Origin of the sequence: Parasphingomonas halimpatiens (assembly GCF_036663795.1) — a bacterium.
In the GTDB taxonomy this organism is placed as follows: Bacteria; Pseudomonadota; Alphaproteobacteria; order Sphingomonadales; family Sphingomonadaceae; genus Sphingomonas.
This window is the reverse complement of record NZ_JAXOJP010000005.1, coordinates 170,196-192,701: the sequence shown is the minus strand read 5'-3', so window position 1 is coordinate 192,701 and position 22,506 is coordinate 170,196. Positions and strand designations below refer to the sequence as shown.

Here is a 22,506-nt window from a genome sequence, read left to right as displayed (position 1 = left end):
CGGCTCGCCGGGCGCGGGGATAAGGCGAGCATGGATCTCGACCAACCGAGCCCACCGCTCGCCGCAACGCCAGCGCCCAAAGCAGCGCAACCGAGCTTTTCGATGCCGGTCGCGGCGCCAGGGCGTCGCATGCCGTGGCTGCTGGTCAGCATTGCCTTTGCCGCCGGTCTTTTGGCGATGGCGGTGGCGTTTCATTATTACGATCGCTGGGCGCATCCGGTCGAACCGAACGTGGTGACTGGCGCCACCCAGCCCGGCGCCGCGGCGTCGACAACGGTCAATCCGCTCGCCGCGGCCCCTACCGGCGCGACGATCGACGCGCTGACCCTGCGCGAGACTCAGTTGGCGGAGCGACTGGCCGTGATCGAAGCGCGCACGGCGGCAGTCGATGGCGTGTCGCGCGCCGCCGCGGGCAATGCCGCGCGCGCCGAGGCGCTGCTGCTGACCCTCAGCACCCGCCGGACGCTCGATCGCGGCCAGCCGCTCGGCTACCTGGAGGAGCAGTTGCGCGTGCGCTTCGGCGCCCGTCAACCGGCCGCCATTGGCGCGATCCTTCAGGCGGCGAAATCACCGGTAACGCTCGAGGACTTGCGCGCGAGCCTGGATGGCGTCGCGCCGCTGCTGACCAGCGCCGCCGCGAGCGAGGGCTGGCTCGCCAGCTTTCGCCGTGAAATGGGCGGCCTGATCGTCATTCGCCACGCCGGAACGCCGACGACGATGCCCAATGACCGACTCGCGCGCGCGCGCCGGGCGCTCGATGCCGGGCAAGTCGAGGCGGCGCTGGCCGAGGTGACGCAGATGCCGGGCGCGACGAGCGCAGACGCATGGGTCACGGCCGCACGCCGTTACGTCGGCGCGCGCCAGGCGCTCGATCTACTCGAGAGCGTTGCCCTGCAAGGCGATGCGTCGCGCAGCTAGCGCCCGACGCGGTCGATCAGCACCATCGCGCCGGCCGGCGCGCGGACCTTGGCGCCATTGATGAAGAAGACAAAGGTCTCGCGCTGACGGTTCGCCGGCGAGGCGCCATCCACATAAGGCAGACCTTCGGGCGCGCCGCCGCCCGCCCAAAGCTTCGCCGCCGCCGCCCAGCGATCGAGGTCGGCAGGGGTGTAGCCGGCGGGCTCGCCCTCGACGGCATTTTCGAGTCGCGCATAGACGAAGTCGCCGGTGACATCCGCGATCGCCGGATAGTCGGCCGAATCGGCATAGACGATCGCCACCCCCGCGGCGCGGCAGAGCGCGACGAATTCCGGCACGGCGAAGCTCTCGTGCCGGACCTGGACGGCATGGCGCAGCACAACGCCGTCATGGCTGGTCGGGAGCAGTTTGAGAAAGGCGCCGAAATCGGCGGCGTCGAATTTCTTGGTCGCCATGAATTGCCACAGGATCGGCCCCAGCCGATCGCCAAGCTCAACGATCCCTTGGCCGACGAACCGCGCCACCGATTCGCCCGCCTCGGCCAGCACCTTGCGATTGGTGCAGAAGCGCGATGCCTTCAGCGTAAAGACGAAGCCGTCAGGCACCGCCGCAGCCCAGCGGGCAAAGGTCGCCGGTTTGAAGCCGGAATAATATGTGCCGTTGACCTCGATCGCGGTCAGTTTCGAGGCGGCATATTCCAGCTCGCGCTTCTGCGGCCATTTCTCGGGAAAGAAGGTCCCGCGCCAGGGCTCATAGGTCCAGCCGCCAATGCCGATGCGAATCGCTGATGTCGTCATGAGGAGAGAATAGCGCGCGCCGGAAGCTTCGTCTCCAACGGCCGTCGGCCGGGCCGCCATCCCTTCATGTTTTAGCATCGCTAAATACCGGATGGCGGCTGGAGCGGGCGAAGGGATTCGAACCCTCGACCCCAACCTTGGCAAGGTTGTGCTCTACCCCTGAGCTACGCCCGCTCTGGCGCCGTGGCCCGGAAACGTACCGGGCGGGGTAAGGGGGCGGCCTCTAGCATCGCCCCCCGGGGGCTGCAAGCCGTTATCGTGCGCTTTGTCGCCGATGCCAAAAAGCCTTGGCTTGGCGGCCCGAGCGACCACATAAGGCGATATACACGCGCAAAGGAATGACTGTTGGCTACCCTGGGAATGACCACCGCCGAACGCGAAGCCGTCGAGACCTTCCGTCGCGACGTGGTCGAGCCGTCGATGACCAGCCTCGTGCTGATCGATTTCTGGGCGGAATGGTGCGGGCCGTGCAAGGCGCTGACCCCGGTGCTGGAAAAGGTCGCGGCCGATTATGCCGACAAGGGCGTGGTCCTGGCGAAGGTCGATACCGACAAGAACCAGTTCATCGCCGCGCAGTTCCAGATCAAGTCGATCCCGACGGTCTACGCGATGTTCCAGGGCCAGCTCGTCGCCGACCTGACGACCGCGCGGACCGAGACGCAGCTCAAGACGATGCTCGACCAGATCCTGCGTCAGCTGCCGATCGAGAGCGAGGCGGCTAACGCCGAGGCCGAGCTCGAGCCGCTGATCGCGATGGGCGAACAGGTGCTCGGCGAAGGCGATGCCGAACGCGCGCTGGGTATCTTCCAGCAGCTCGCCGAAATGGCGCCGACGCACCCGGCGGTCGAATCAGGGTTGGTGCGCGCGCTGGTCGCGACCGGGCGACTCGACGAAGCCGACGCGGCGCTCGCCGCGCTGCCCGAGGAATCTGCCAAGGCACCCGCGATCGAGCGGGCCCGCGCCGCGCTGGCGCTGGCGCGCGATGCAAAGCCGGTCGACGACCTGTCGGGCCTCGCCGCCGAGGTCGCCGCACATCCCGACGATCACGCCAGGCGTTTCGAACTGGCCGGCGGCCAGATGGCGGCCGGCGACCGCGATGCCGCGGCCGATTCGCTACTCGCGATCATCGCCGCCGACCGCGACTGGAACGAGGGTGCCGCGCGCACCCAGTTGCTCAAGCTGTTCGAGGTGGTCGGGCTGGAGGATCCGTGGGTTTCGGCACAGCGCCGCAAGCTCTCGGCGATCCTGTTCGGATGACGACCATCGCGAAGACCACGCGCCTGTCGGTCTTCCCGCTGGCCGGCGCGCTGCTCTTCCCCGGCATGCACCTGCCGCTGCACATCTTCGAGCCGCGCTATCGCGCGCTGGTCAGCGATGCGATGGCGCGCGACCGCCGAATCGGCATGATCCAGCCGCGCCCCGGCCCGGCCAGCGACCGGCCGGCGCTGTTCGACATCGGCTGCGTTGGCAAGATCGCCGAGGTCGAGGCGCTCGACGACGGACGCTACAATCTGATCCTGCAGGGCCTGTCACTGTTCCGCGTCGTGCGCGAGCTCGATGTCACCACGACCTTCCGCCAGGTCGAAGCCGAACTGCTCGCGCAGGACGCCGATCCGACGCTGTCGCTGTCGCGCCGTGCCGCGCTGGAGATGGAATCACGCCGCTTCGCCGATGCCCAGGGCTATGCCGTCGACTGGGAGGCCGTCACGCGACTCGACGACGAGGCGCTGGTCAACGGCATCGCCCAGATCGCGCCATTCGACGTCGCCGCCAAGCAGGCTTTGCTCGAAGCCGGCGAGATCGAGGAGCGCGCCGAGCTGATCATCCAGCTGATGCAGTTCTTCGGCCGCCACGACGGCGACGATTCGGTGACGTTGCAGTGAGCAAGGGTGCCGCGGCGAAGCGCAAAGGTCGCGCTGGTGGCGCAGCGATGATGGTCTGGATGTTCTTCGCCAACCTGTTCGACCCGAAAAAGGTCGCGGCGATCGAGCATATCGACACGCAGCGACGCATCGGACCGGACGCGCTGCGCATTGCCGCGACCCCGGCCGCGCCGCCGGCGGAGAAGCCGTTCCGGTGAGTGCAGCTGACGATCTCAGCGGCGGCTGGGACGGTATCTACAATTACCCGCGCGTGATGCGTCCCACGCCGTTCACCGCAACATTGCGCGATTCTGCGGGATTGCTCGTCGGCGAAACAAGCGAACCGGGTGATCACGGGAGCATGCGGCATGCGCTTCTCGACGGATCACGCGAGGGCAACGCCATACGCTTCATCAAGACATATGATGACACGGCGGGCGGCTATAGGTCGGTATCCTATAGCGGCACGGTCAACGGCGAAGGGACCGAGATCAGCGGACGATGGGACATTCCGGGCGTGTGGTCCGGCACCTTCATCATGGTGCGCCACGTCGGCGAGGAGGAGGTCGCCGAGACCCGCGTCGTAGAGACCGTCCGCTAGATCGTCAGCCCCTGCAGCAGCCGCGGCACGTCGCCGCTTTCGCCGCGCGCTTCGGCGATGAAGCGCTGCTTGAGCGGCGGGAGCTTCTCGACCGCTGACAGCCCGAAGCGGCGCACTGCGTTGGCTGTGCGGCCGGGGATGCCGAACAGGCGGGTCAGGCCATCGGTCGCCGCGGCGACCATGAAGGTGTCGAGGCTGCGCCAGCGCTCGTAGCGCGCCAGCAGCTGCGCATCGCCAAGGTCGAGGCCGAGCCGTTTGCCATCGACCAGCACCTCGACCAACGTCGCCACGTCGCGGAAACCGACATTGACCCCCTGCCCGGCGATCGGGTGGATGCCGTGCGCCGCGTCGCCGACCAGCGCGAGGCGTTCGGCGGTGATAGTCGCGGCATGGTGGAAACCGAGCGGATAGCTCGAGCGTGGGCCCAATGGCCCGAGTTCGCCGAGAAAGCCGCCCATGCGCTTGCTCGCCTCGGCAAGCAGCCCGCGTTCTGACAGCTTGAGCATGCCGTCGGCCTGGTTGCGCCTGACCGACCAGACGATCGCCGAGCGATGGCCCTGCTCGTCGTCGTTGAGCGGCAGGATCGCGAACGGACCCTGCGGGTAGAAGATCTCGAACGCGACGTTCTCATGGGCATGTTCATGGTGCAGCGAGGTGACGATCGCGGCATGATCATAAGTCCAGCGCGCGACGCGCAAGCCGGCCGCGTCGCGCGTCGGCGAGTTGCGTCCTTCCGCCGCGATGAGCAGCGAGGCGCGCACCACCGCCCCGCTATCGAGCGTCGCGACGACACCGTGCGGTCCGCGATCGACCGCAACGGCGCGAGTCTTCATGCGCAGGTCCACATGCGGCGCGGCATGCGCGGCGGCGTGGAGCGCGCCACGCAGATAGCGGTTCTCGAACATGTGCCCGAGTGCGCCCTCGCCCGCCTCGGGCACGAAATCGAGCTTGCCGGGCTCCAACCCGTCGCTGACGCGGATGCCCTGGATCGGGCAGCCGCGATCGCGAATCCGGTCGATCACCCCGATCGCATCGAGCATGCGCCACGGCGCACTGGCGATTGCCGAGGCACGCCCGTCGAAACCGGCCGCGAGAATCACCTCGGGGTCGGCGATATCGATGACGATCGACGTCAGGCCATGGGCGTCGAGCGCCACGGCGAGCGCGCTCCCGACCAAACCGCCACCGAGAATGAGCACATCTGCCTGATCCATGCTGTCGTCCTAAGGGCTTTTGGCGCGTGGCGGAAGCTGCACCTTTCGACCGCACTTCCCGACCGCGCTCGCTCGGCGATTGCGTGCGACAAGCGGCGGCTGCTTGACGTCGGACTCGCGAAGGACGATGATTCCACGGTACAGACAGCGAACATCGAAGGACAGGATATGGCGAGCCGCGCGCGGCCGGCATTGTGGCGCGAGACGGTGAAAGCCGGAGCAGCGCGCAGCGGAGCGTTGATCATCGCGGTAGCGATGCTGACGGCCTGCGCGCTGATGGCGATCGCGCTCGCAACCTATCATTCCGGCGACCCCTCGTTCGACACCGCGGCGGGCGGCCCGGCGCTCAACTGGCTGGGCACGCCCGGCGCGTGGTTTGCCGATTTCGCCTTCATGGCGCTCGGCCTGCCGGTCGCGCTGCTGCTGCCGATCGTCGCGATCGTCGCGACGCGCATCTGGCGCGGCGTGTACGTCGGGCGGTGGCAGCTGATGCTGTTCCTCGCCCTTATCGGCGCAGCCTTGATGGCGACGACCTTCGCCTTGTTTTCGAGCGGCACCGTCCTCGCGCTGCCGGCGGGTTGGGGCGGACTGGTCGGCATGGCCGGCGCCTGGGCACTGCATGCCGCAATCTACCTGATCGGCAACCCGCAGGCGATCCTGTGGACCGCGCGCGGCGTGGCGTTGCTGACCGGCATCGCCGGCGTCGCGATCTGGGCGTGGAGCGTGACGATCGACGGCGGGCTGCCGCGCTGGCGCCCGGCGCTGCCGCGTCCGTCGCGCGCCAACCGGCCCGAGGCGGAGCAGGACGTGCTGCCGCCCGAGCCGCAGCGCAAGGCGCAGCCCGTGCCGCGCGCCGTCGCGATGCCCGATGCGCGGCCCGGCCCGGTGATCGCCGAGCGCAACCTGTCGCCCTCGGTGGCCAAGCCCAAGGCCACGCAGACCTCTTTCGACCTTGGCGACAACAGCCAGCTGCCACCGCTCAACCTGCTCAAGCCAGGCCCGCCCTCGACCGGCGCGAGCATCGACAAGGCCGCGCTGGAACGCAATGCGCGGCTGCTCGAATCGGTGCTCGACGACTTCCACGTCAAGGGATCGATCATCAACGTGCGGCCCGGCCCGGTGGTGACGATGTACGAACTGGAACCCGCCGCCGGCATCAAGGCGAGTCGCGTCGTGTCGCTGTCCGACGACATCGCGCGCAACATGTCGGCGGTGTCGGCGCGCGTCGCGACGATCCCCGGGCGGACGGTGATCGGCATCGAGCTGCCCAATGCGCGGCGCGAGATGGTCAATTTGCACGAGTTGATCGGATCGCAATCCTTCGATGACCAGAGCGCCTCGCTGCCGCTGGTGCTGGGCAAGAACATCGCCGGCGACCCGGTCATCTCCGATCTCGCGCCGATGCCGCATCTGCTGATCGCGGGCACGACCGGCTCGGGCAAGTCGGTCGGCCTTAACTGCATGATCCTGTCGCTGCTCTACCGGCTCAAGCCCGATCAGTGCAAAATGATCATGATCGACCCGAAAATGCTCGAGCTGAGCATGTACGAGGACATCCCGCATCTGCTCGCGCCGGTCGTCACCGACCCGGCCAAGGCGGTGCGCGCGCTCAAATGGGCGGTCGAGCAGATGGAGGATCGCTACCGCCAGATGTCGTCGGTCGGTGTGCGCAGCCTCGCGAGCTTCAACGAGAAGGTCCGCGCGGCGCGCGCCAAGGGCCAGCCGATGGGCCGCAAGGTCCAGACCGGCTACCACCCCAGCAGCGGGCAGCCGGTCTATGAGGAGGAGCAGCTCGACTATCAGCCGCTGCCGCAGATCGTCATCGTCGTCGACGAGCTGGCCGACCTGATGATGACCGCCGGCAAGGAGGTCGAGTTCCTCATCCAGCGCCTCGCGCAGAAAGCGCGCGCGGCGGGCATCCACCTCATCCTGGCGACGCAGCGACCGTCGGTCGACGTCATCACCGGCGTGATCAAGGCCAATCTGCCGACGCGGATCAGCTTCCACGTCACCTCGAAGATCGATTCGCGCACCATCCTCGGCGAGCAGGGTGCCGAACAGCTGCTCGGCAAGGGCGACATGCTCTACATGCCCGGCGGCAAGGGCGTGGTGCGCGTCCACGGCCCGTTCGTCAGCGACGACGAGGTGCGCGCGGTCGCCGATCACTGGCGGGCGCAGGGCCAGCCCGACTATATCCAATCGGTCACCGAGGAGCCCGAGGACAGTTTCGCGCTCGACGGCGCGCCGACCGGTGAGGATTCGGCCGAGGACCAGCAATATCGCGCCGCGATCCAGCTCGTCGTCGAGAGCCAGAAGGCCTCGACCTCGTGGCTGCAGCGCCAGCTGCGCGTCGGCTACAACAGCGCGGCGCGGCTGATCGAGCGCATGGAGAAGGACGGGATCGTCGGTCGACCCGATCATGTGGGCCGTCGCGAAGTACTGCGCGATCGCGACGGGAACCCGCTATAGCGCAGGCGGTTCAGGGCGGGTTCAATCCCCGACCGGCAGGGCCGGCGTTCTGAATTCGGGAGAATATCGTGTTTCCTCGCTTCCTTTCTGCGCTGGCGTTGCTCGCCGCGCCGGCCGCCATCGCCGCGCCGGCGCCGGTGTCGGGCGACCTCGCGCTTGTCCAGCAGCACCTCCAGTCGGTCGAGACGATGACCGCCGCGTTCAGCCAGACCGATCGCGCCGGCAAGGTGCTGACCGGTACGCTGACGCTGAAAAAGCCCGGCAAGATCCGCTTCCAGTATCAGCAGGGCGTGCCGATCCTGATCGTCGGCGACGGCAAGGCCCTGACCTTCATCGATTACTCGGTGAAGCAGGTGCAGCGCTGGCCGATCGGCAATTCGCCGCTCGGCATCCTGCTCGATCCGTCGCGCGACATCAGCAAGGTGGCGCGCGTCGTGCCCGGCGGTGACGCGCGGATCGTGTCGATCGATGCCGCCGACCCGCGCCATCCCGAATATGGCCGCATCAACATGATCTTCGTGCGCGACGCATCCGCGCCGTCGGGCCTGATGCTGCAAGGCTGGATCACGCTCGATTCGCAGAACAACCGCACGACCGTCCGGTTGTCGAACCAGCGCTTCAACGGGCCGGTGAGCGACGGAGCGTTCCGCTTCAACGATCCACGGCCCAATTCGCACAAGAATTGATTCCCCGTTCATACAGGCGACAGGTTCGCCCGCGTAAAAGCGGAACTGCGGATGGAGCCCGCCGGGATTTTCCCCCTGTTGCCCGGCAAAGCTCCTTCCCGCCTGCGTGACGAACGCTAGGTCGGCCCTCGCTCCATGCCCCCGGAGCGAGGGCCTTTCCATGTCCGAAGCGCCGGGCTGGCATATGACGACCGGCGTGGCTACATCGCCGCCATGCCGGCATTGGGAACCAAGACGCTGAAGATCGTTTCGTGGAACATCAACTCGGTGCGCTTCCGGATCGAGATCGTCGCGCGCTTCCTGCGCGAGGTGCAGCCCGACATCCTGTGCCTGCAGGAAACCAAGGTGATCGACGGCGATTTCCCGGCCGAACCGTTCCGCGCGCTCGGCTATCCGCACATCGTGCTGCACGGCCAGCGCATGCATCACGGCGTGGCGATCATCAGCCGCGTGCCGATCGTCGAGGACGATCGCTTCGATTGGCAAGCCAATCGCGAGGCGCGCCATGTCGGCGTACGACTCCCCAACGGAATGCGGCTCGAGAATGTCTATGTGCCCGCCGGCGGCGACGTACCCGACCGCGAGGTGAACCCGAAATTCGGCCAGAAGCTCGATTTCGTCGAACGCATGACGCGTTGGTCCGAATCGCTCGACGTGCCGACGATGCTGGTCGGCGACTTCAACATCGCGCCGCTCGAATCCGACGTTTGGAGCCACAAGCAGTTGCTCGGGGTGGTCAGCCACACGCCGATCGAGGTGGCGGCGCTCGACGGCCTGAAGGCATCGAACAGCTGGGTCGATCTCGGCCGTCACTTCGTTCCCGCGCCGCAGCGGCTGTTCACCTGGTGGAGCTACCGCGCGACGGATCGACTCGCCTCGGATCGGGGACGGCGCCTCGATCATATGTGGGCGACCGCCGATGTCGCGGCCACGGCCGTGGGGCACACGGTGTTCGAGGATTGCCGCGACTGGCTCAAGCCGTCGGACCATGTCCCGATCATGACCGAGCTCGCGCTGTGACCATAGCCGGCGACGCGCACAAGACCGCGCTGGCGATCGACGCACTGCGCCGCGGCTGGCCAGTCGCGATCGCCGGCGGCGATGGCACGCTGGCGCTGTTGCCGATCGAGACCGCCGATCCGGTGCGACTCGCGGCGTTCGACGCGACCTGCGACGCGCCGGTGCTGATCTCCGCCGGGCGCGCCGCGACCTTGAAGCTCGCCAATCAGCGCGACGCCACGACACCCGATGCGCCGGTGCTGATCGAGCGCACCGACTGGCTCGATTTCGCCACGGCGACGGCGCTGTCCGATCCGCAATTCGATCTCGGGACGCCGATGAAGGGGCCGTTCCACGCCATCCACCTCGACGCGTGCGAGGCGGGCACCGCCGCGCTGCGGCTGGCGCGACTCGCCGGGATGCTGCCGGCTTTCTTTGCCCAACCGGGCAGCGACGCCGCGCTGGTGCTGACCCCGGCAGATATCGACGAGCATGAGGATGCCGTAAGGCTGAGCATCGCGACGCGCGCGCATCTGCCGGTCGATGGCGCCGAGGATGCCGAGATCGTCGCCTTCCGCACGCCGGAGATGCCCGGCGAGCATGTCGCGCTGCTGATCGGAGCGCCCAATGGCCAGCCGCCGCTGGTCCGGCTGCATAGCGAGTGCCTGACGGGCGATGTGCTCGGCAGCCTGAAATGCGATTGCGGGCCGCAGCTCCACGCCGCGATCCACGCGATCGAGGCGAGCGGCTGGGGCATCCTTCTCTACCTGCGCCAGGAGGGGCGCGGCATCGGGCTGGTCAACAAACTGCGCGCCTATGCGCTGCAGGACCAGGGCTTCGACACCGTCGACGCCAATACGCGACTCGGTTTCGCGGTCGATTCGCGCAATTTCGCGGTGGCGGCGCGGATGCTGAGCCTGCTCGGCCAGCACAAGGTACGCCTGCTGACCAACAATCCGCAAAAGGTCGCGCAGCTCGAAGCCGCGGGCATCAGCGTGGTCGAGCGGGTACCGCACATCCTGCCGGCCAACCCGCATAATGAGCGCTATCTCGCGACCAAGCGCGACCGCACCGGTCACCAGTTCTAACGGATATCGGCTGTCGCGTGACCGGGATGCTGGATCATGGCGTCGGGACGGCGGGACACTCCCTGTTAGCTCGCTGTTTTCTCCCTGATCGCGCGCCACGGGGCGCTTCAGGCTCCCTGATGTCGCGCGGTAACAGCGAAGGGCGCTCCCTGTTATTCGATTGACCACTCGCTGTTACCTCCCTGTTTCTCCCTGTTACGGGCAGAAATTTCGTCACGCGCGGCGGGACGGTGCCGGCGTCGGGAGGATGATGGCAGGCGCCGGGGTCGGTTGAATCACGCGGTGCGAGAAAGCAACGCGGCGACCTCGTCGAAGCTGGTCGCGATATCGTGCACGCCGATGGCGCGCAGGCGATCGGCATGGTCGGGCGCGCAATGGCTGCCGCCGACGAAGCCGATGACGTGGCCGCCCGAAGCGACGGCGCCCGTCGCACCGACGGGCGAATCCTCGATGATCGCGGCGCGCCTGATATCGACACCGATCGCCTGCGCGGCATGGATATAAAGGTCGGGCGCCGGCTTGCCGCGTTCGACATGCTCGCGGCCGGAGAAGATCATGTCGCCGAACGCCTCACGAATCCCGAGATGCTCGAGGTGGCGTTCGATCCATTCGGTCGAACTCGACGAAGCGATCGCGCGCGGCAGCGACGGTGGCAACGCCAGCACAAACGCCACCGCGCCGGCAACCGGATCCAGCCCCTCGGCGAGCGCGCGGCGATCCTCGGCATGGCGTTCGGCATGGAAATCGTCGGGGATGGCGCGGCCGATCCAGCGCTCGATCGCGGCGAGAAAGTCGTGCCCTGCCAGACCCATGAATTGCGCCATCGATTCCTCCGGCGTGGTCGGGTGGCCCCTTGACGTCAGATAGGCGGCGATCTGCCGATTGCCGGCATATTCGCTCTCCAGCAGGACGCCGTCGAAATCGAAGATCAGCCCGTCGAACCTCATGCGCGCGCCCCGAACAGCGCCGTGCCGACGCGGACATGCGTTGCACCTAGCGTCACCGCCGTCTCATAATCGCCCGACATACCCATGCTGAGGCCCGTGAGGCCATGGTCGCGCGCCAGCCTGGCGAGCAGCGCAAACCATGGCGCTGCTTCGAGATCGGCCGGTGGGACGGTCATCAGCCCCGCCACGGGAAGATCGGCCGTCCGTGTCGCTTCCAGCAGCGCCGGCAAATCATCGACCGAGCAACCGCCCTTTTGCGGCTCGTCGGCGAGGTTGACCTGGACGAAGCAGGCCGGACGCCGGCCGGTGCGGTCCATCGCCCGCGCCAGCGCGGTGACGAGGCTGGGACGGTCGACCGAATGAATGGCGTCGAACAGCGCCACGGCTTCCTCAGCCTTGTTCGACTGAAGCTGGCCGACGAGATGCAGCGCGATGTCGCCATGCGCCTCGCGCAAAGCGGGCCATTTGCCCTGCGCCTCCTGCACGCGATTCTCACCGAACACGCGCTGCCCGGCGGCAATCAGTGGCTCGATCGCGTCGGCGTCGTGCATCTTGGAGATGGCGATCAGCGTCGTGCCACCAGCTGGCCGACGCGCGAGACGTTCGGCTTTGACGATATTGTCGTGGACGGCGGCAAGGCGCTTGCGGGGGTCGTCGGCGGGCATGGGCGGCGCTATAGGCAGCGTCGTGCCCCGCCGCCAGCCCATGCGCCGTGTCGACGCGATCCCGACGATCTGGTTGATGACCGATGAGCGCCTTGGCGAATCGCTATGGCGCGCCTTGGCGACGTTGTCGCGCGGCGCGGGCATTATCTTTCGGCACCATGCGACCGACACCCAAACCCGTCGCGCCTTGTTTGCGCGGGTTCGCGCGATTGCGCGTCGGCGCGGGCTGGTGTTGATCCGCGCCGGGGCGACCCGGCTGGCGGGCGAACAGGGCGTCCATAATGCCAGGGGCCAGGGATTGCGCAGCGCCTCGGTTCATTCGCTGCGCGAGGCCCTTGCCGCGCGGCGACACGGCGCCGATCTGGTCTTCGTTTCGCCGCTGCACGCGACGCGCTCGCATCCGGGCGCAGCGTCGCTTGGGGTGATGCGGGCGGCGGTGATCGCGCGCCACGTCGCACTGCCGGCGATCGCGCTCGGCGGCATGGACGCGCGCCGCTTCAGGCGGCTACGCGGCCTGGGCTTTCATGGCTGGGCGGGAATCGACGCGTGGGCGGTGCCGAATCAACGTCAGAAGTGGAATGCGGTCCCGACATAGACCGACTTGCTGTCGCGACGATCGTCGGACAGCTTCTGCAGACGGTCACGCTCGCTCTTGTAGCGGACGCCCGCCGTCACATCGAGACTGTGCGTCAACCGGTACGAGCCGGCGAGATCGACCGAATAAACCGGCCCCTGCTCGATCAGACGCGGCGTGCCCGTGAGCGGCCGATCGGCCCCTGCGCGCAGCTGACCGCTGAAGCGCTTCCCGGCATAGCTGACGCCGACATCGACCGCTTCACGGCTGCCGGGCGCACCGGCGAGATCGATCTTGGTCACGTCACCCGACAGCGCGAAGCGACGGAAGCCGACAGCGACACCCAGGCTATAGGCGACGGGCGCGAGGCTGACCGTCGAAGCTTCCGTGGACGCAGCCGCGGTGCGGTCCGCCGCCACCAGCGGCCGCGACGAACGCGAACGCACGGCAAGCGTCACCGCGCGATTGCTCACGCGGCGCGAATCGGACGGTGTGAAAGTGAAGCCGCCGGTATCGAGCCCACCCCGTGCATAAATCGCCGCCAGACGCGGATCCGCGGCGGCAGGGGTAAAGGTGCCGAAACCATGGAAGGGTACGGGCGATTCGATCTTCACCGAACGGGCCGCAGTCTTTTCCGGTGCGCCGATCGCGGGTGCTACGGCAATGCCGGCGGCGACGAACACCCCCAACGCAATTCCCGACAACAACCGACCTGAACGCACTTCCTCGACCCCTTGCTGGTGTCTGCTCACACCTATGTCATAGGGCGATTATCACGATTCAACGTGCGCTTGCCACCAAGAAGACTCATTTTTCGGCATGTGTTGCATCAGGCACACATCTTCGCCCATGACCGCCGCGCTTGCGGCGCGCGCGGGACGATCTATAGAGGCTCGACACTCATGAAAACCACCAGGAAGCCGCCGATGAACCGCCTGTTGCGCACCGCGATCGTGGTTTCGCTCATTCCCCTCGCCGCCTGCGCCCATCACCGTGGCAATGCGGGCGCCGATCTCGCCGCGTCGAAGGTCACCACGATCGGCGTGAATTCCTATCTGTGGCGCGCCAGCCTCGACACTTTGGGCTTCATGCCGCTGGTGCAGACCGACTCGAACGGCGGCGTGATCGTCACCGACTGGTATGTGAATCCCTCGGCGCCGACCGAGCGCCTCAAGGTGACGGTGACGATCCTCGACCAGGATCTGCGCGCCGATGCGCTGCGCGTCGCGGCGCTGCGCGAAGTCAACCAGGGCGGCCAGTGGGTCGCGGCACCGGTCCAGGCGGCAACGGTGCAGAAGCTGGAAGACATCATCCTGACCAAGGCGCGCGACCTGCGCCGCGCCGCCGTCAGCAACTAGAGAATTTCCCCTCATGGCGTCACGCTTCAATGCGCTGAAGGCTGACGCGGCATGGCAGGCGGTGTGGGACGAGCGCCGCACCTTTGCCGCGCGCGACGATTCCCCCAAGCCGCGCTGTTATGTCCTCGAAATGTTTCCGTACCCCTCGGGGCGGATCCATATGGGACATGTCCGCAACTATACCATGGGCGATGTGCTGGCGCGTTATCGCCGGATGACCGGGCATGAAGTGCTCCATCCGATGGGGTGGGACGCGTTCGGCATGCCGGCCGAGAATGCCGCGATGGAAAAGGGCGTCCACCCCGGCGGCTGGACCCGTGCCAACATCGCGACGATGAAGGCGCAGCTCAAGCGGCTCGGCTTCGCGCTCGACTGGACACGCGAGCTGGCGACCTGCGAGCCCGAATATTATGGGCACGAACAGGCGCTGTTCCTCGAACTGTTCAAGCACGGGCTCGTCTATCGCAAGGAAAGCTCGGTCAACTGGGACCCGGTCGACATGACCGTGCTGGCCAACGAACAGGTGATCGACGGGCGCGGCTGGCGCTCGGGCGCGCTGGTCGAGCGGCGCAAGCTGAGCCAGTGGTTCCTCAAGATCACCGATTTCGCCGAGGAGCTGCTCGCAGGGCTGGATGGGCTCGAGCACTGGCCCGACAAGGTCAAGCTGATGCAGGAAAACTGGATCGGCAAGAGCCAGGGCCTGACTTTCCGCTTCGCGCTGTCGGATGGTGATGACGTCACCGTGTTCACGACGCGGCCGGACACGATTTTCGGTGCGAGCTTCGTCGCCGTCGCCGCCGACCATCCAATCGCGCAGGCGCTGGCCGCCGAAAAGCCCGAGGTCGCCGCCTTTATCGAGCGGTGCCGCCAGGGCGGGACGACCGCGGCGGAGATCGAAACGCAGGAGAAGCTGGGCTTCGACACCGGCGTCACCGCGACGCACCCCTTTGATTCGTCTATCCAATTGCCGGTCTACATCGCCAATTTCGTGCTGATGGACTATGGCACCGGCGCGGTGTTCGGCGTGCCGGCGCACGACCAGCGCGACCTCGACTTTGCGCGCAAATACGACCTGCCGGTGCGGCGCGTGGTGTCCGATGGCGACCATGTCGACCCGCTGTTCAGCGGCGACGAGGCCTATACCGGCCCGGGCACGCTGGTGAACTCGCATTTTCTCGACGGCATGGACATCGAGGATGCCAAACGCACCGTGATCCGCCGCGCCGAGGACGATGGCTGGGGCACCGGATCGACCGTGTTCCGGCTGCGCGATTGGGGCGTGTCGCGCCAGCGTTACTGGGGCACGCCGATCCCGATCATCCATTGCGACGCGTGCGGCGCCGTGCCGGTGCCACGCGACCAGTTGCCGGTGGTGCTACCCGAGGATGTCAGCTTCGACATTCCCGGCAACCCGCTCGACCGGCATCCGACGTGGAAGAACGTCCCCTGCCCGAGCTGCGGCGGCGCGGCGCGGCGCGAGACCGACACGCTCGACACCTTCGTCGATTCATCGTGGTATTTCATACGCTTCGCCAGCCAGCCCGGTAACGCACCGTTCGACCGGGCGGTTGCCGAAAAATGGCTGCCGGTGCAGCAATATATCGGCGGCGTCGAGCATGCGATCCTGCATCTGCTCTATGCGCGCTTCTGGACGCGTGCGCTCAGGCATATCGGCATGATCGACATATCCGAGCCGTTCGCCGGGCTGTTCACCCAGGGCATGGTGACGCACGAAACGTACAAGTCGGCGGAAGGCGCATGGCTGTCGACCGAGGCGGTGCGGGACGGCAAGGAAATCGCGACGGGCAAGCCGGTGACGGTCGGCCGCGTCGAGAAGATGTCCAAGTCGAAGAAGAACACGGTCGATCCCGAGCCGATCGTCGACCAATATGGCGCGGACGCGACACGCTGGTTCATGCTCTCCGACAGTCCGCCCGAGCGCGACCTGCCGTGGAGCGAGGCCGGAATCGAAGGTTCGTGGCGTTTCATCCAGCGGCTGTGGCGGCTGTTCGACGGCATCGAAGAGGGACTGGGCCAGGACATCGCGCTCGAGCGCAAGGTTCATCAGACGATCGCCGGTATTGCGATCGATATCGAGGCGCTGTCGTTCAACAAGGCGGTCGCCAAGCTGTTCGAGCTGGTCAACGCAATCGAGCGCGCCGGCCCGTCGGCATCGCGCAGCGCCGCGATCCGTACGCTGATGCTGCTGGTTGCGCCGATGGCACCACATCTCGCCGAAGAGGCCTGGGCGGCGAACGGCGGCGCAGGCCTGATCGCCGATGCCGCCTGGCCAGCGGTCGACCCGGCATTGCTGGTCGAGGACGAGGTGACGATCGCGATCCAGGTCAACGGCAAGCTGCGTGACACGCTGGTGATGGCCAAGGGCCTGCCGCGCGACGAGATCGAGGCGGCGGCGCTGGCGTCCGACAAGGTCGTGCGTATTCTCGAGGGCAGGACGCCACGCAAGGTGATCGTCGTGCCCGACCGGCTGGTGAATCTGGTGGCATGAAACGTCTCATCACCTCGCTCGCCGCACCCATGATGCTGGCGCTCTCGCTGAGCGGTTGCGGCCTGCGCCCGCTCTATGCCGGCGGTTCGGCCGGCCCGGTCGCTTCGACGCTCGCGCATGTCGAGGTCGCCCCGATCGAGGGCAAGGCCGGCTGGTTGGTGGCCAATGCGCTGCGCGACCGCCTGTCGGCGAGCGGCACGCCGCAATACCGGCTCGAGATCAAGCTCGACGACCAGATTTCCGGGCTCGGCGTCAGCCGCGACAACAGTGTGACGCGTGAGCGCCGCACATTACGTGCGCGCTATCAGCTGATCGACCTCGCGCATGGCACGACGCTGCTCGATGCCACGGCGGGATCGGATTCGGGCATCGACGTCGTCGGCTCCGAATATGCCACGATCGCGGCGGAAAACACCGCGCTCGAGCGGCTCTCCGGCATCGTCGCCGACCAGATCGTCTCGCGCCTCGCACTCTATGCGGACCGGACGCCGCCCGCTGCGCGGTGAAGGCCAACGCCAACCAGATCCGCGCGGCAATCGACGCGGCCAACCCCGACATCCGGCTTTACCTGCTGCACGGGCCCGACGAATCAGGTGCGCAGGAATATGCCGCGCGCCTCGCACGCGTGATGGGGCCCGATGCGGAGCGCGTCGATCTCGAACCCGCGACGCTGCGCAGTGACCCGGCACGGCTTGCCGACGAGGCAGCGTCGCTGTCGCTATTCGGTGGCAAGCGCCACATCCGCATCACGGGTGTCGGCGAAGAAAGCCTCGAGGCGATCGACCTGCTTCTCGCCGCAGAGCGGTCGGGCAATCCGGTGGTGGCGATCGCCCCCAACCTCAAGAGCAGCGCGCGCGTCGTGAAACTGGCGCTGGCGTCGCCGCACGCCATGGCGCTCGCCTGCTATCTGCCCGAGGGCGGCGACGCCGAGCGGCTCGTCACCGCGATCGCGCGCGAGCATGGCTTGCGCACGACCGGCGACAGCGCCGCGCGCATCGCGCATGCCAGCGCCGGCGACCGCGCGGTGATGACGCGCGAGATCGAGAAGCTTGCGCTTTACCTCGACGCGGCACCCGAGCGCCCGCGCCCGCTCGACGACGAGGCGGTCGACTTGCTCGGTGCCGATCTTGGCGACAGCGAGATGGGTCGCGCGATCGACGCGGCGATCGATGGCCAGCCCGACGCGCTGGCCAACGAGATGGCGCGGCTCGATGAAGCCGGGATGTCACCCATCCCGGTGCTGAGACAGCTCGTGCGCCGGCTGATGACATTGGCCGAGCTTCGCGGCGAGATCGATGCCGGCGCGAATCCAACGCATGTCATTGAAAAGGTGTTTTTTCGTGAGCGCCCGGCAATGGGGCGTGCGCTGCGTGTCTGGCAGGGTCCGCGCATCGTCGATGCGATCAACCGCGCGCGCGAGGCCGAGCGGGCGATCATGGCATCGGGCAATGCCGGTACCGTGCTGGCGCATGCCGCGATCCTGACGATCGCACGAATGGCCGCCCGTCAGCGTTGATGCGCCGCGCGTGAGCACTGTAACATCTGCCCGAATCCCCACCCCGTTCGTTTCGAGCGAAGTCGAGAAACCTGGCGGATCGCTTGTTGCCGTTTCTCGACTTCGCTCGAAACGAACGGGCTAATAAGGTAGTGTCTTCCCGCGCTAGATCCGCTCGCCGCTGAGCCGCTGGCAAATCATGTCGAGCTGGTCGAGCGTCGAATAACTCAAGGTCAGCGTGCCGCCCTTCGGGCCATGACTGATCCGCACCGCCAGCCCGAGCAGGTCGCCAAGCTGATGCTCAAGCGCGGCCAGATCGGCATCCCGCCCCCCGTCACCGCCACGGCGTCGCGGATCGGGCTTGGCGTTGCGCGCCAGCCGCTCGGTATCGCGCACCGACAGCCCGCGCGACACGACCTGGTCGGCGAGCTGCTCAACCTCGGGTGCGCCGATCAGAGCGCGAGCATGCCCCATGGTCAGGGCCCCCTCGCTGACCTTTTCCTGCACCGATTTGGGTAGTTCGAGCAGACGAAGCAGGTTGGCGATGTGGCTGCGCGATTTGTGGACGAGCTTGCCGAGCGCTTCCTGCGTGTGGCCGAAATCCTCGATCAGGCGGTGATAGGCTTCAGCCTCTTCGATCGCGTTGAGATCCTGGCGCTGGATATTCTCAACCAGCGCGACTTCGAGCGTCGCCGCATCGTCGAAATCACGCACGATGACGGGAACCTCGTGAAGCCGCGCACGCTGCGCCGCGCGCCAGCGGCGTTCGCCGGCGACGATCTGATAGCCCTTGCCATGCGGCCGAACGACGATCGGCTGGATCATGCCGCGCGCGGCGATCGATGCGGCCAGCTCATCGAGCGCAGCATCGTTGAAATGGCGGCGTGGCTGGCCAGGATGCGGCGTCAGCGAGCCGACCGGCAATGTGCGCACGCCGGGCGACATCTCGGCGCCACCGATCGGTTCTTCACGGGCAACATCGCCCATCAGCGCGGTGAGGCCACGGCCAAGGCCGGAGCGAGGCTTGGGTCGGGGCAGCGGCGTGGTGTCGGGCGTCGTCGGTTCGGTCATGCGGCCTTCGCAGGTTCCTTGGGCCGTGCCAGCCGGCCGATCAGCTCGCGGGCGAGCGCGATATAGGCTTCGGAACCGGAGCAGCGATAATCGTAGATCAGGGCTGGCACGCCGTGACTCGGTGCTTCCGACAGGCGGACATTGCGGGGGATGACGGTATCGAACACCACGCGGCCGAGCACGGCGCGCACATCGGCAGAAACCTGCTCGGTCAGGCGATTGCGACGATCATGCATCGTCAGCGCGACGCCGAGGATGGAGAGACCTGGGTTGAAGCGTTCGCGGATCAGCTCGACGGTACTGAGCAACTGGCTAAGCCCCTCGAGCGCGAAGAACTCGCACTGCAGCGGAACGAGCAGCGAGTTGGAGGCGACCATCGCGTTGAGCGTCAACAGGCCGAGCGATGGCGGGCAATCGATCAGCACGATATCCCACGCGTCCTCGATCTGGGCGAGCGCCTTCTGGAGCCGATGGGTTCGTTCTTCGAAGGCGACCAGCTCGATCTCAGCGCCCGACAGATCGACCGTCGCCGGCACGATCGAAAGCTTGGGGACGCAGGTCGGCAGGACCGCTTCGGCAATCGGTACATCGCCGACCAGCACGTCATAGCTCGATTTGGTGCGCTGGGCGCGCGAGATGCCCAGCCCGGTCGAGGCATTGCCTTGCGGATCGAGGTCGATCAACAACGTCCGCTGCCCGGTCGCGGCAAGCGCCGTACCGAGATTGATCGCCGTCGTCGTCTTGCCGACGCCGCCCTTCTGATTCGCTACCGCGATGACATTCATCGACGCGTTACCTCTTTGGCGATGACGATCAGCGATTCCGGATCGGTGACGCTGCGTTCCACGTGAAACGCACCATGCCATGACTGTTGCGCGCTGGCTATCTCTTCACGCGCGCTGCGGCCCTTTGGCAGCAGCCACAGCGTGTTCCACGTGGAACAATGCGCTGCGGCGGCGAGAAGGTCTGTCAGCGCTGCCACAGCCCGCGCCGAAATGACCGCCGCCTGTGCCTCGACCCGCTCGATCTTCGCCTTAACGACCTGCGTCCGCTCTGCTACGCCGAGGGTGGAGCAGCAGTGGCTCAAGAAGTCGGCGCGGCGCTTGCGCGGCTCGACGAGAAGGACCGGCCGGTCGGTCAGCGCGGCAACGACGAGTCCGGGGAAACCTGCGCCCGTGCCAATGTCGAGCCACAGCCCCGGGTAAGCCGCGCCCAGCGCAAGCAACTGCGCTGAATCGACGATATGTCGCGACCAGAGTCCGTCGAGCGTCGACGGCGCGATCAGGTTCTGGACTACCGCCTCTTCGCGCACGAGGGATGCCAAAAGTGTCATCGCGGTGACGCCCCCCTCACCGAATCGTTCGGCGATCCACGCCTTGGCCTCGTCCTCGGTCATGCCGCGCGCCGTTTCACGTGGAACAGAATGGCGGTCAGCGCCGCGGGGGTGAGGCCGCGAATTCGTGATGCCGCCCCGAGTGTCGATGGCGCGGCGGCGCGCAGGCGCTCGACCATCTCGCTCGACAGACCCGGAATCGCCGAGAAGTCGAGCGTCGCGGGCAGTGCGAAGGCGTCATTGATCCGTAGGCCGGTGATCTCGGCATCCTGACGTTCCAGGTAGGGCGCGTAGCGTGCGTCCTCGACCACCTCGGCGAGCAACGCGCTATCCTCCTCGGCGGCAAACTCACCAAGAAGTTGGGCGGTGACCCCGGCTATCCGCAACCATTCCGCGCCGCTCCGGCGCTCGCTCAGACCAACACCGATCGCGCCGCGCTCCGCGAGGTCGCGTCCAAGGACCGGCCGATCCAGCAGTGCCGTGAGGTGATCGCGCTGCGCCGTGCGCGATGCCAGCCGATCGAGGCGCGCCTTGTCGAGGCAACCCGCTTTGGCCGCCAACGGACTGAGGCGCGTCTCGGCATTGTCGGCACGAAGCCGGAGGCGATATTCAGCGCGCGCGGTGAGCATGCGATAGGGCTCGGTGATACCCTGCAACACGAGATCGTCGATCATCACGCCGAGATAGCTGCTCGCGCGGTCGAGGATGACCGGCGGCAGTTGCAGCGCGGCGGCAGCGGCATTGAGGCCGGCGAGCAACCCCTGCCCCGCCGCTTCCTCATAGCCCGTGGTGCCGTTGATCTGGCCGCAGCAATAGAGCCCTCGCATCGCGCGCACCTCGAGCGTCGGGTCGAGCGCGCGCGGATCGATATGATCATATTCGACGGCATAGCCGGGAATGGCGATCTCGGTCGCTTCGAGCCCCGGAATCGAGCGGATCATTGCCGCCTGGACATCGCTCGGCAGCGAGGTCGAGATGCCATTGGGATAGATCAGCGCGTCGTCGAGGCCTTCGGGCTCGAGGAAGATCTGGTGGCCGTCGCGGTCGCCGAAGCGGTGAATCTTGTCCTCGATCGATGGGCAATAACGTGGCCCCTGCCCCTTGATGTCGCCGCCGAACAGCGGCGAGCGATCGAGCGAGGCACGGATGATGGCATGCGTTGCCTCGGTCGTGCGGGTGATGGCGCAGAACAGCTGCGGCAACACGCGGCCTGGGCTGAGCGGCGACATGGTCCATGCGTCGCGGTCGCTGGGCTGTTCGTCGAGCCGCGCCCAGTCGATCGTGCGGCCATCGAGGCGTGGCGGCGTGCCGGTCTTGAGCCGTGCCATCGGCAGTGCGGCTTCGTAAAGTTGCCGTGCGAGGGCGGTCGCGGCGCGCTCGCCGATACGGCCGCCGAGCTCGCGCTCCTCGCCGCGAAACATGCGGCCGCCGAGGAAGGTCCCCGTCGCCAGTACGACGGCGCGCGCATCGATCGTGCGTCCATCTGCCAGTACGACACCGGCGACCCTGCGATCGACGATGCTGAGTGCGGCGACTTCCCCCGCAACGATATCGAGGCCGGGCTGTTCCGACAGCATCGTCTGGATCGCCAGCGCATAGCGCTTGCGGTCGGCTTGGACGCGTGGCCCCTGCACTGCCGTGCCCTTGCTGCGGTTGAGCATGCGGTAATGGATGCCGGCGGCGTCGGTCGCGCGCGCGATCAGGCCGCCGAACGCGTCAACTTCGCGAACGAGGTGACCCTTGCCGACTCCACCGATCGCGGGGTTGCACGACATGGCGCCGATCTTCGCCGGATCGAAGCTGACCAGCGCGACGCGCGCGCCGACCCGCGCCGCTGCAGCGGCCGCTTCGGTTCCGGCGTGCCCACCACCGACCACGATGACGTCGTAGTTCATGGGCCTGCCGCTATGCGCGACGGTG

At 67.2% G+C, this 22,506-nt stretch carries 23 protein-coding genes and 1 tRNA gene; 14 read left to right on the top strand and 10 right to left on the bottom strand.

Annotated features, from left to right (window positions below; all coding sequences use genetic code 11):
* The first annotated feature begins 30 nt into the window (after positions 1–30).
* Positions 31–918: a hypothetical protein gene (locus tag U1839_RS07745; RefSeq protein ID WP_332803079.1), complete on the top strand. Its 888-nt coding sequence runs from the start codon at positions 31–33 to the stop codon at positions 916–918.
* Here the strand turns inward: U1839_RS07745 and U1839_RS07740 are convergent.
* Both U1839_RS07740 and U1839_RS07735 read right to left on the bottom strand, forming a co-directional pair.
* Entirely contained in the window at positions 915–1,715 is an 801-nt protein-coding gene (locus U1839_RS07740) for a DUF72 domain-containing protein (RefSeq protein WP_332803078.1), read from the bottom strand. The two genes, U1839_RS07745 and U1839_RS07740, sit on opposite strands and share 4 nt — an antisense overlap.
* A gap of 99 nt (positions 1,716–1,814) precedes the next feature.
* Positions 1,815–1,889, bottom strand: a tRNA-Gly gene (locus tag U1839_RS07735).
* Between the two features lie 186 nt (positions 1,890–2,075).
* Here U1839_RS07735 and U1839_RS07730 point away from each other — a divergent pair.
* From U1839_RS07730 to U1839_RS07715, 4 genes are read left to right on the top strand one after another with little or no spacing between them, the layout of a single operon-like run.
* Entirely contained in the window at positions 2,076–2,972 is an 897-nt protein-coding gene (locus U1839_RS07730; RefSeq protein ID WP_332803147.1) for a tetratricopeptide repeat protein, read from the top strand.
* The gene (locus U1839_RS07725; RefSeq protein WP_332803077.1) at positions 2,969–3,598 is read left to right on the top strand and encodes an LON peptidase substrate-binding domain-containing protein; all 630 of its coding nucleotides are present in this window, start codon (positions 2,969–2,971) and stop codon (positions 3,596–3,598) included. The genes U1839_RS07730 and U1839_RS07725 overlap by 4 nt, the downstream gene beginning before the upstream one ends.
* Entirely contained in the window at positions 3,595–3,795 is a 201-nt protein-coding gene (locus U1839_RS07720; protein ID WP_332803076.1) for a hypothetical protein, read from the top strand. Before U1839_RS07725 ends, U1839_RS07720 begins: the two co-directional genes overlap by 4 nt.
* Positions 3,792–4,178, top strand: a complete 387-nt coding sequence (locus tag U1839_RS07715) for a hypothetical protein (RefSeq protein ID WP_332803075.1) — start codon at positions 3,792–3,794, stop codon at positions 4,176–4,178. Before U1839_RS07720 ends, U1839_RS07715 begins: the two co-directional genes overlap by 4 nt.
* Here U1839_RS07715 and U1839_RS07710 read toward each other — a convergent pair.
* Entirely contained in the window at positions 4,175–5,392 is a 1,218-nt protein-coding gene (locus U1839_RS07710; protein WP_332803074.1) for a UbiH/UbiF/VisC/COQ6 family ubiquinone biosynthesis hydroxylase, read from the bottom strand. The genes U1839_RS07715 and U1839_RS07710 overlap by 4 nt on opposite strands.
* A 168-nt stretch (positions 5,393–5,560) precedes the next feature.
* Between U1839_RS07710 and U1839_RS07705 the strand changes: the two genes are divergently transcribed.
* From U1839_RS07705 to ribA, 4 genes are all read left to right on the top strand, one after another.
* Positions 5,561–7,861: a DNA translocase FtsK gene (locus U1839_RS07705; protein ID WP_332803073.1), complete on the top strand. Its 2,301-nt coding sequence runs from the start codon at positions 5,561–5,563 to the stop codon at positions 7,859–7,861.
* 68 nt (positions 7,862–7,929) lie between these two features.
* Positions 7,930–8,547 carry a LolA family protein gene (locus tag U1839_RS07700; RefSeq protein ID WP_332803072.1) on the top strand — a complete coding sequence of 206 codons (618 nt, stop codon included), beginning with the start codon at positions 7,930–7,932 and terminating at the stop codon, positions 8,545–8,547.
* Between the two features lie 213 nt (positions 8,548–8,760).
* A complete protein-coding gene (locus U1839_RS07695; protein WP_332803071.1) occupies positions 8,761–9,567 on the top strand; it encodes an exodeoxyribonuclease III in 807 nt (268 codons plus the stop codon).
* Entirely contained in the window at positions 9,564–10,634 is a 1,071-nt protein-coding gene (ribA, locus tag U1839_RS07690) for a GTP cyclohydrolase II (protein ID WP_332803070.1), read from the top strand. The genes U1839_RS07695 and ribA overlap by 4 nt, the downstream gene beginning before the upstream one ends.
* 275 nt (positions 10,635–10,909) lie before the next feature.
* Here ribA and U1839_RS07685 read toward each other — a convergent pair whose 3' ends face one another.
* On the bottom strand, positions 10,910–11,581 hold the full coding sequence (locus tag U1839_RS07685; protein WP_332803069.1) for an HAD family hydrolase: 672 nt from the start codon (positions 11,579–11,581) through the stop codon (positions 10,910–10,912).
* Positions 11,578–12,246 carry a YggS family pyridoxal phosphate-dependent enzyme gene (locus U1839_RS07680; protein ID WP_332803068.1) on the bottom strand — a complete coding sequence of 223 codons (669 nt, stop codon included), beginning with the start codon at positions 12,244–12,246 and terminating at the stop codon, positions 11,578–11,580. The genes U1839_RS07685 and U1839_RS07680 overlap by 4 nt, the downstream gene beginning before the upstream one ends.
* 40 nt (positions 12,247–12,286) lie before the next feature.
* Here U1839_RS07680 and U1839_RS07675 point away from each other — a divergent pair, with 40 nt between their 5' ends.
* Entirely contained in the window at positions 12,287–12,841 is a 555-nt protein-coding gene (locus tag U1839_RS07675) for a thiamine phosphate synthase (RefSeq protein WP_332803067.1), read from the top strand.
* Here the strand turns inward: U1839_RS07675 and U1839_RS07670 are convergent.
* A complete protein-coding gene (locus U1839_RS07670; protein WP_332803066.1) occupies positions 12,814–13,572 on the bottom strand; it encodes a hypothetical protein in 759 nt (252 codons plus the stop codon). The two genes, U1839_RS07675 and U1839_RS07670, sit on opposite strands and share 28 nt — an antisense overlap.
* 174 nt (positions 13,573–13,746) lie before the next feature.
* On the opposite strand from U1839_RS07670, the gene U1839_RS07665 reads away from it, so the two are divergent.
* The 4 genes from U1839_RS07665 to holA are packed head-to-tail and all read left to right on the top strand — an operon-like array spanning position 13,747 to position 18,203.
* On the top strand, positions 13,747–14,178 hold the full coding sequence (locus U1839_RS07665; protein ID WP_332803065.1) for a DUF3576 domain-containing protein: 432 nt from the start codon (positions 13,747–13,749) through the stop codon (positions 14,176–14,178).
* Between the two features lie 13 nt (positions 14,179–14,191).
* A complete protein-coding gene (gene leuS / locus U1839_RS07660; protein ID WP_332803064.1) occupies positions 14,192–16,687 on the top strand; it encodes a leucine--tRNA ligase in 2,496 nt (831 codons plus the stop codon).
* Positions 16,684–17,193: an LPS assembly lipoprotein LptE gene (gene lptE / locus U1839_RS07655; protein ID WP_332803063.1), complete on the top strand. Its 510-nt coding sequence runs from the start codon at positions 16,684–16,686 to the stop codon at positions 17,191–17,193. The genes leuS and lptE overlap by 4 nt, the downstream gene beginning before the upstream one ends.
* The gene (gene holA, locus U1839_RS07650; protein ID WP_332803062.1) at positions 17,190–18,203 is read left to right on the top strand and encodes a DNA polymerase III subunit delta; all 1,014 of its coding nucleotides are present in this window, start codon (positions 17,190–17,192) and stop codon (positions 18,201–18,203) included. The genes lptE and holA overlap by 4 nt, the downstream gene beginning before the upstream one ends.
* Before the next feature lie 144 nt (positions 18,204–18,347).
* On the opposite strand, the gene U1839_RS07645 is transcribed toward holA, so the two are convergent.
* The 4 genes from U1839_RS07645 to mnmG all read right to left on the bottom strand — a co-directional run bounded on the left by U1839_RS07645 (position 18,348) and on the right by mnmG (position 22,481).
* Positions 18,348–19,169: a ParB/RepB/Spo0J family partition protein gene (locus U1839_RS07645; protein ID WP_332803146.1), complete on the bottom strand. Its 822-nt coding sequence runs from the start codon at positions 19,167–19,169 to the stop codon at positions 18,348–18,350.
* An 80-nt stretch (positions 19,170–19,249) separates the two neighbouring features.
* Positions 19,250–20,038 carry a ParA family protein gene (locus U1839_RS07640; RefSeq protein ID WP_281127847.1) on the bottom strand — a complete coding sequence of 263 codons (789 nt, stop codon included), beginning with the start codon at positions 20,036–20,038 and terminating at the stop codon, positions 19,250–19,252.
* The gene (locus tag U1839_RS07635) at positions 20,035–20,649 is read right to left on the bottom strand and encodes a 16S rRNA (guanine(527)-N(7))-methyltransferase RsmG (RefSeq protein WP_332803061.1); all 615 of its coding nucleotides are present in this window, start codon (positions 20,647–20,649) and stop codon (positions 20,035–20,037) included. The genes U1839_RS07640 and U1839_RS07635 overlap by 4 nt, the downstream gene beginning before the upstream one ends.
* Entirely contained in the window at positions 20,646–22,481 is a 1,836-nt protein-coding gene (gene mnmG / locus U1839_RS07630) for a tRNA uridine-5-carboxymethylaminomethyl(34) synthesis enzyme MnmG (protein WP_332803060.1), read from the bottom strand. The genes U1839_RS07635 and mnmG overlap by 4 nt, the downstream gene beginning before the upstream one ends.
* Positions 22,482–22,506 lie beyond the last annotated feature (25 nt).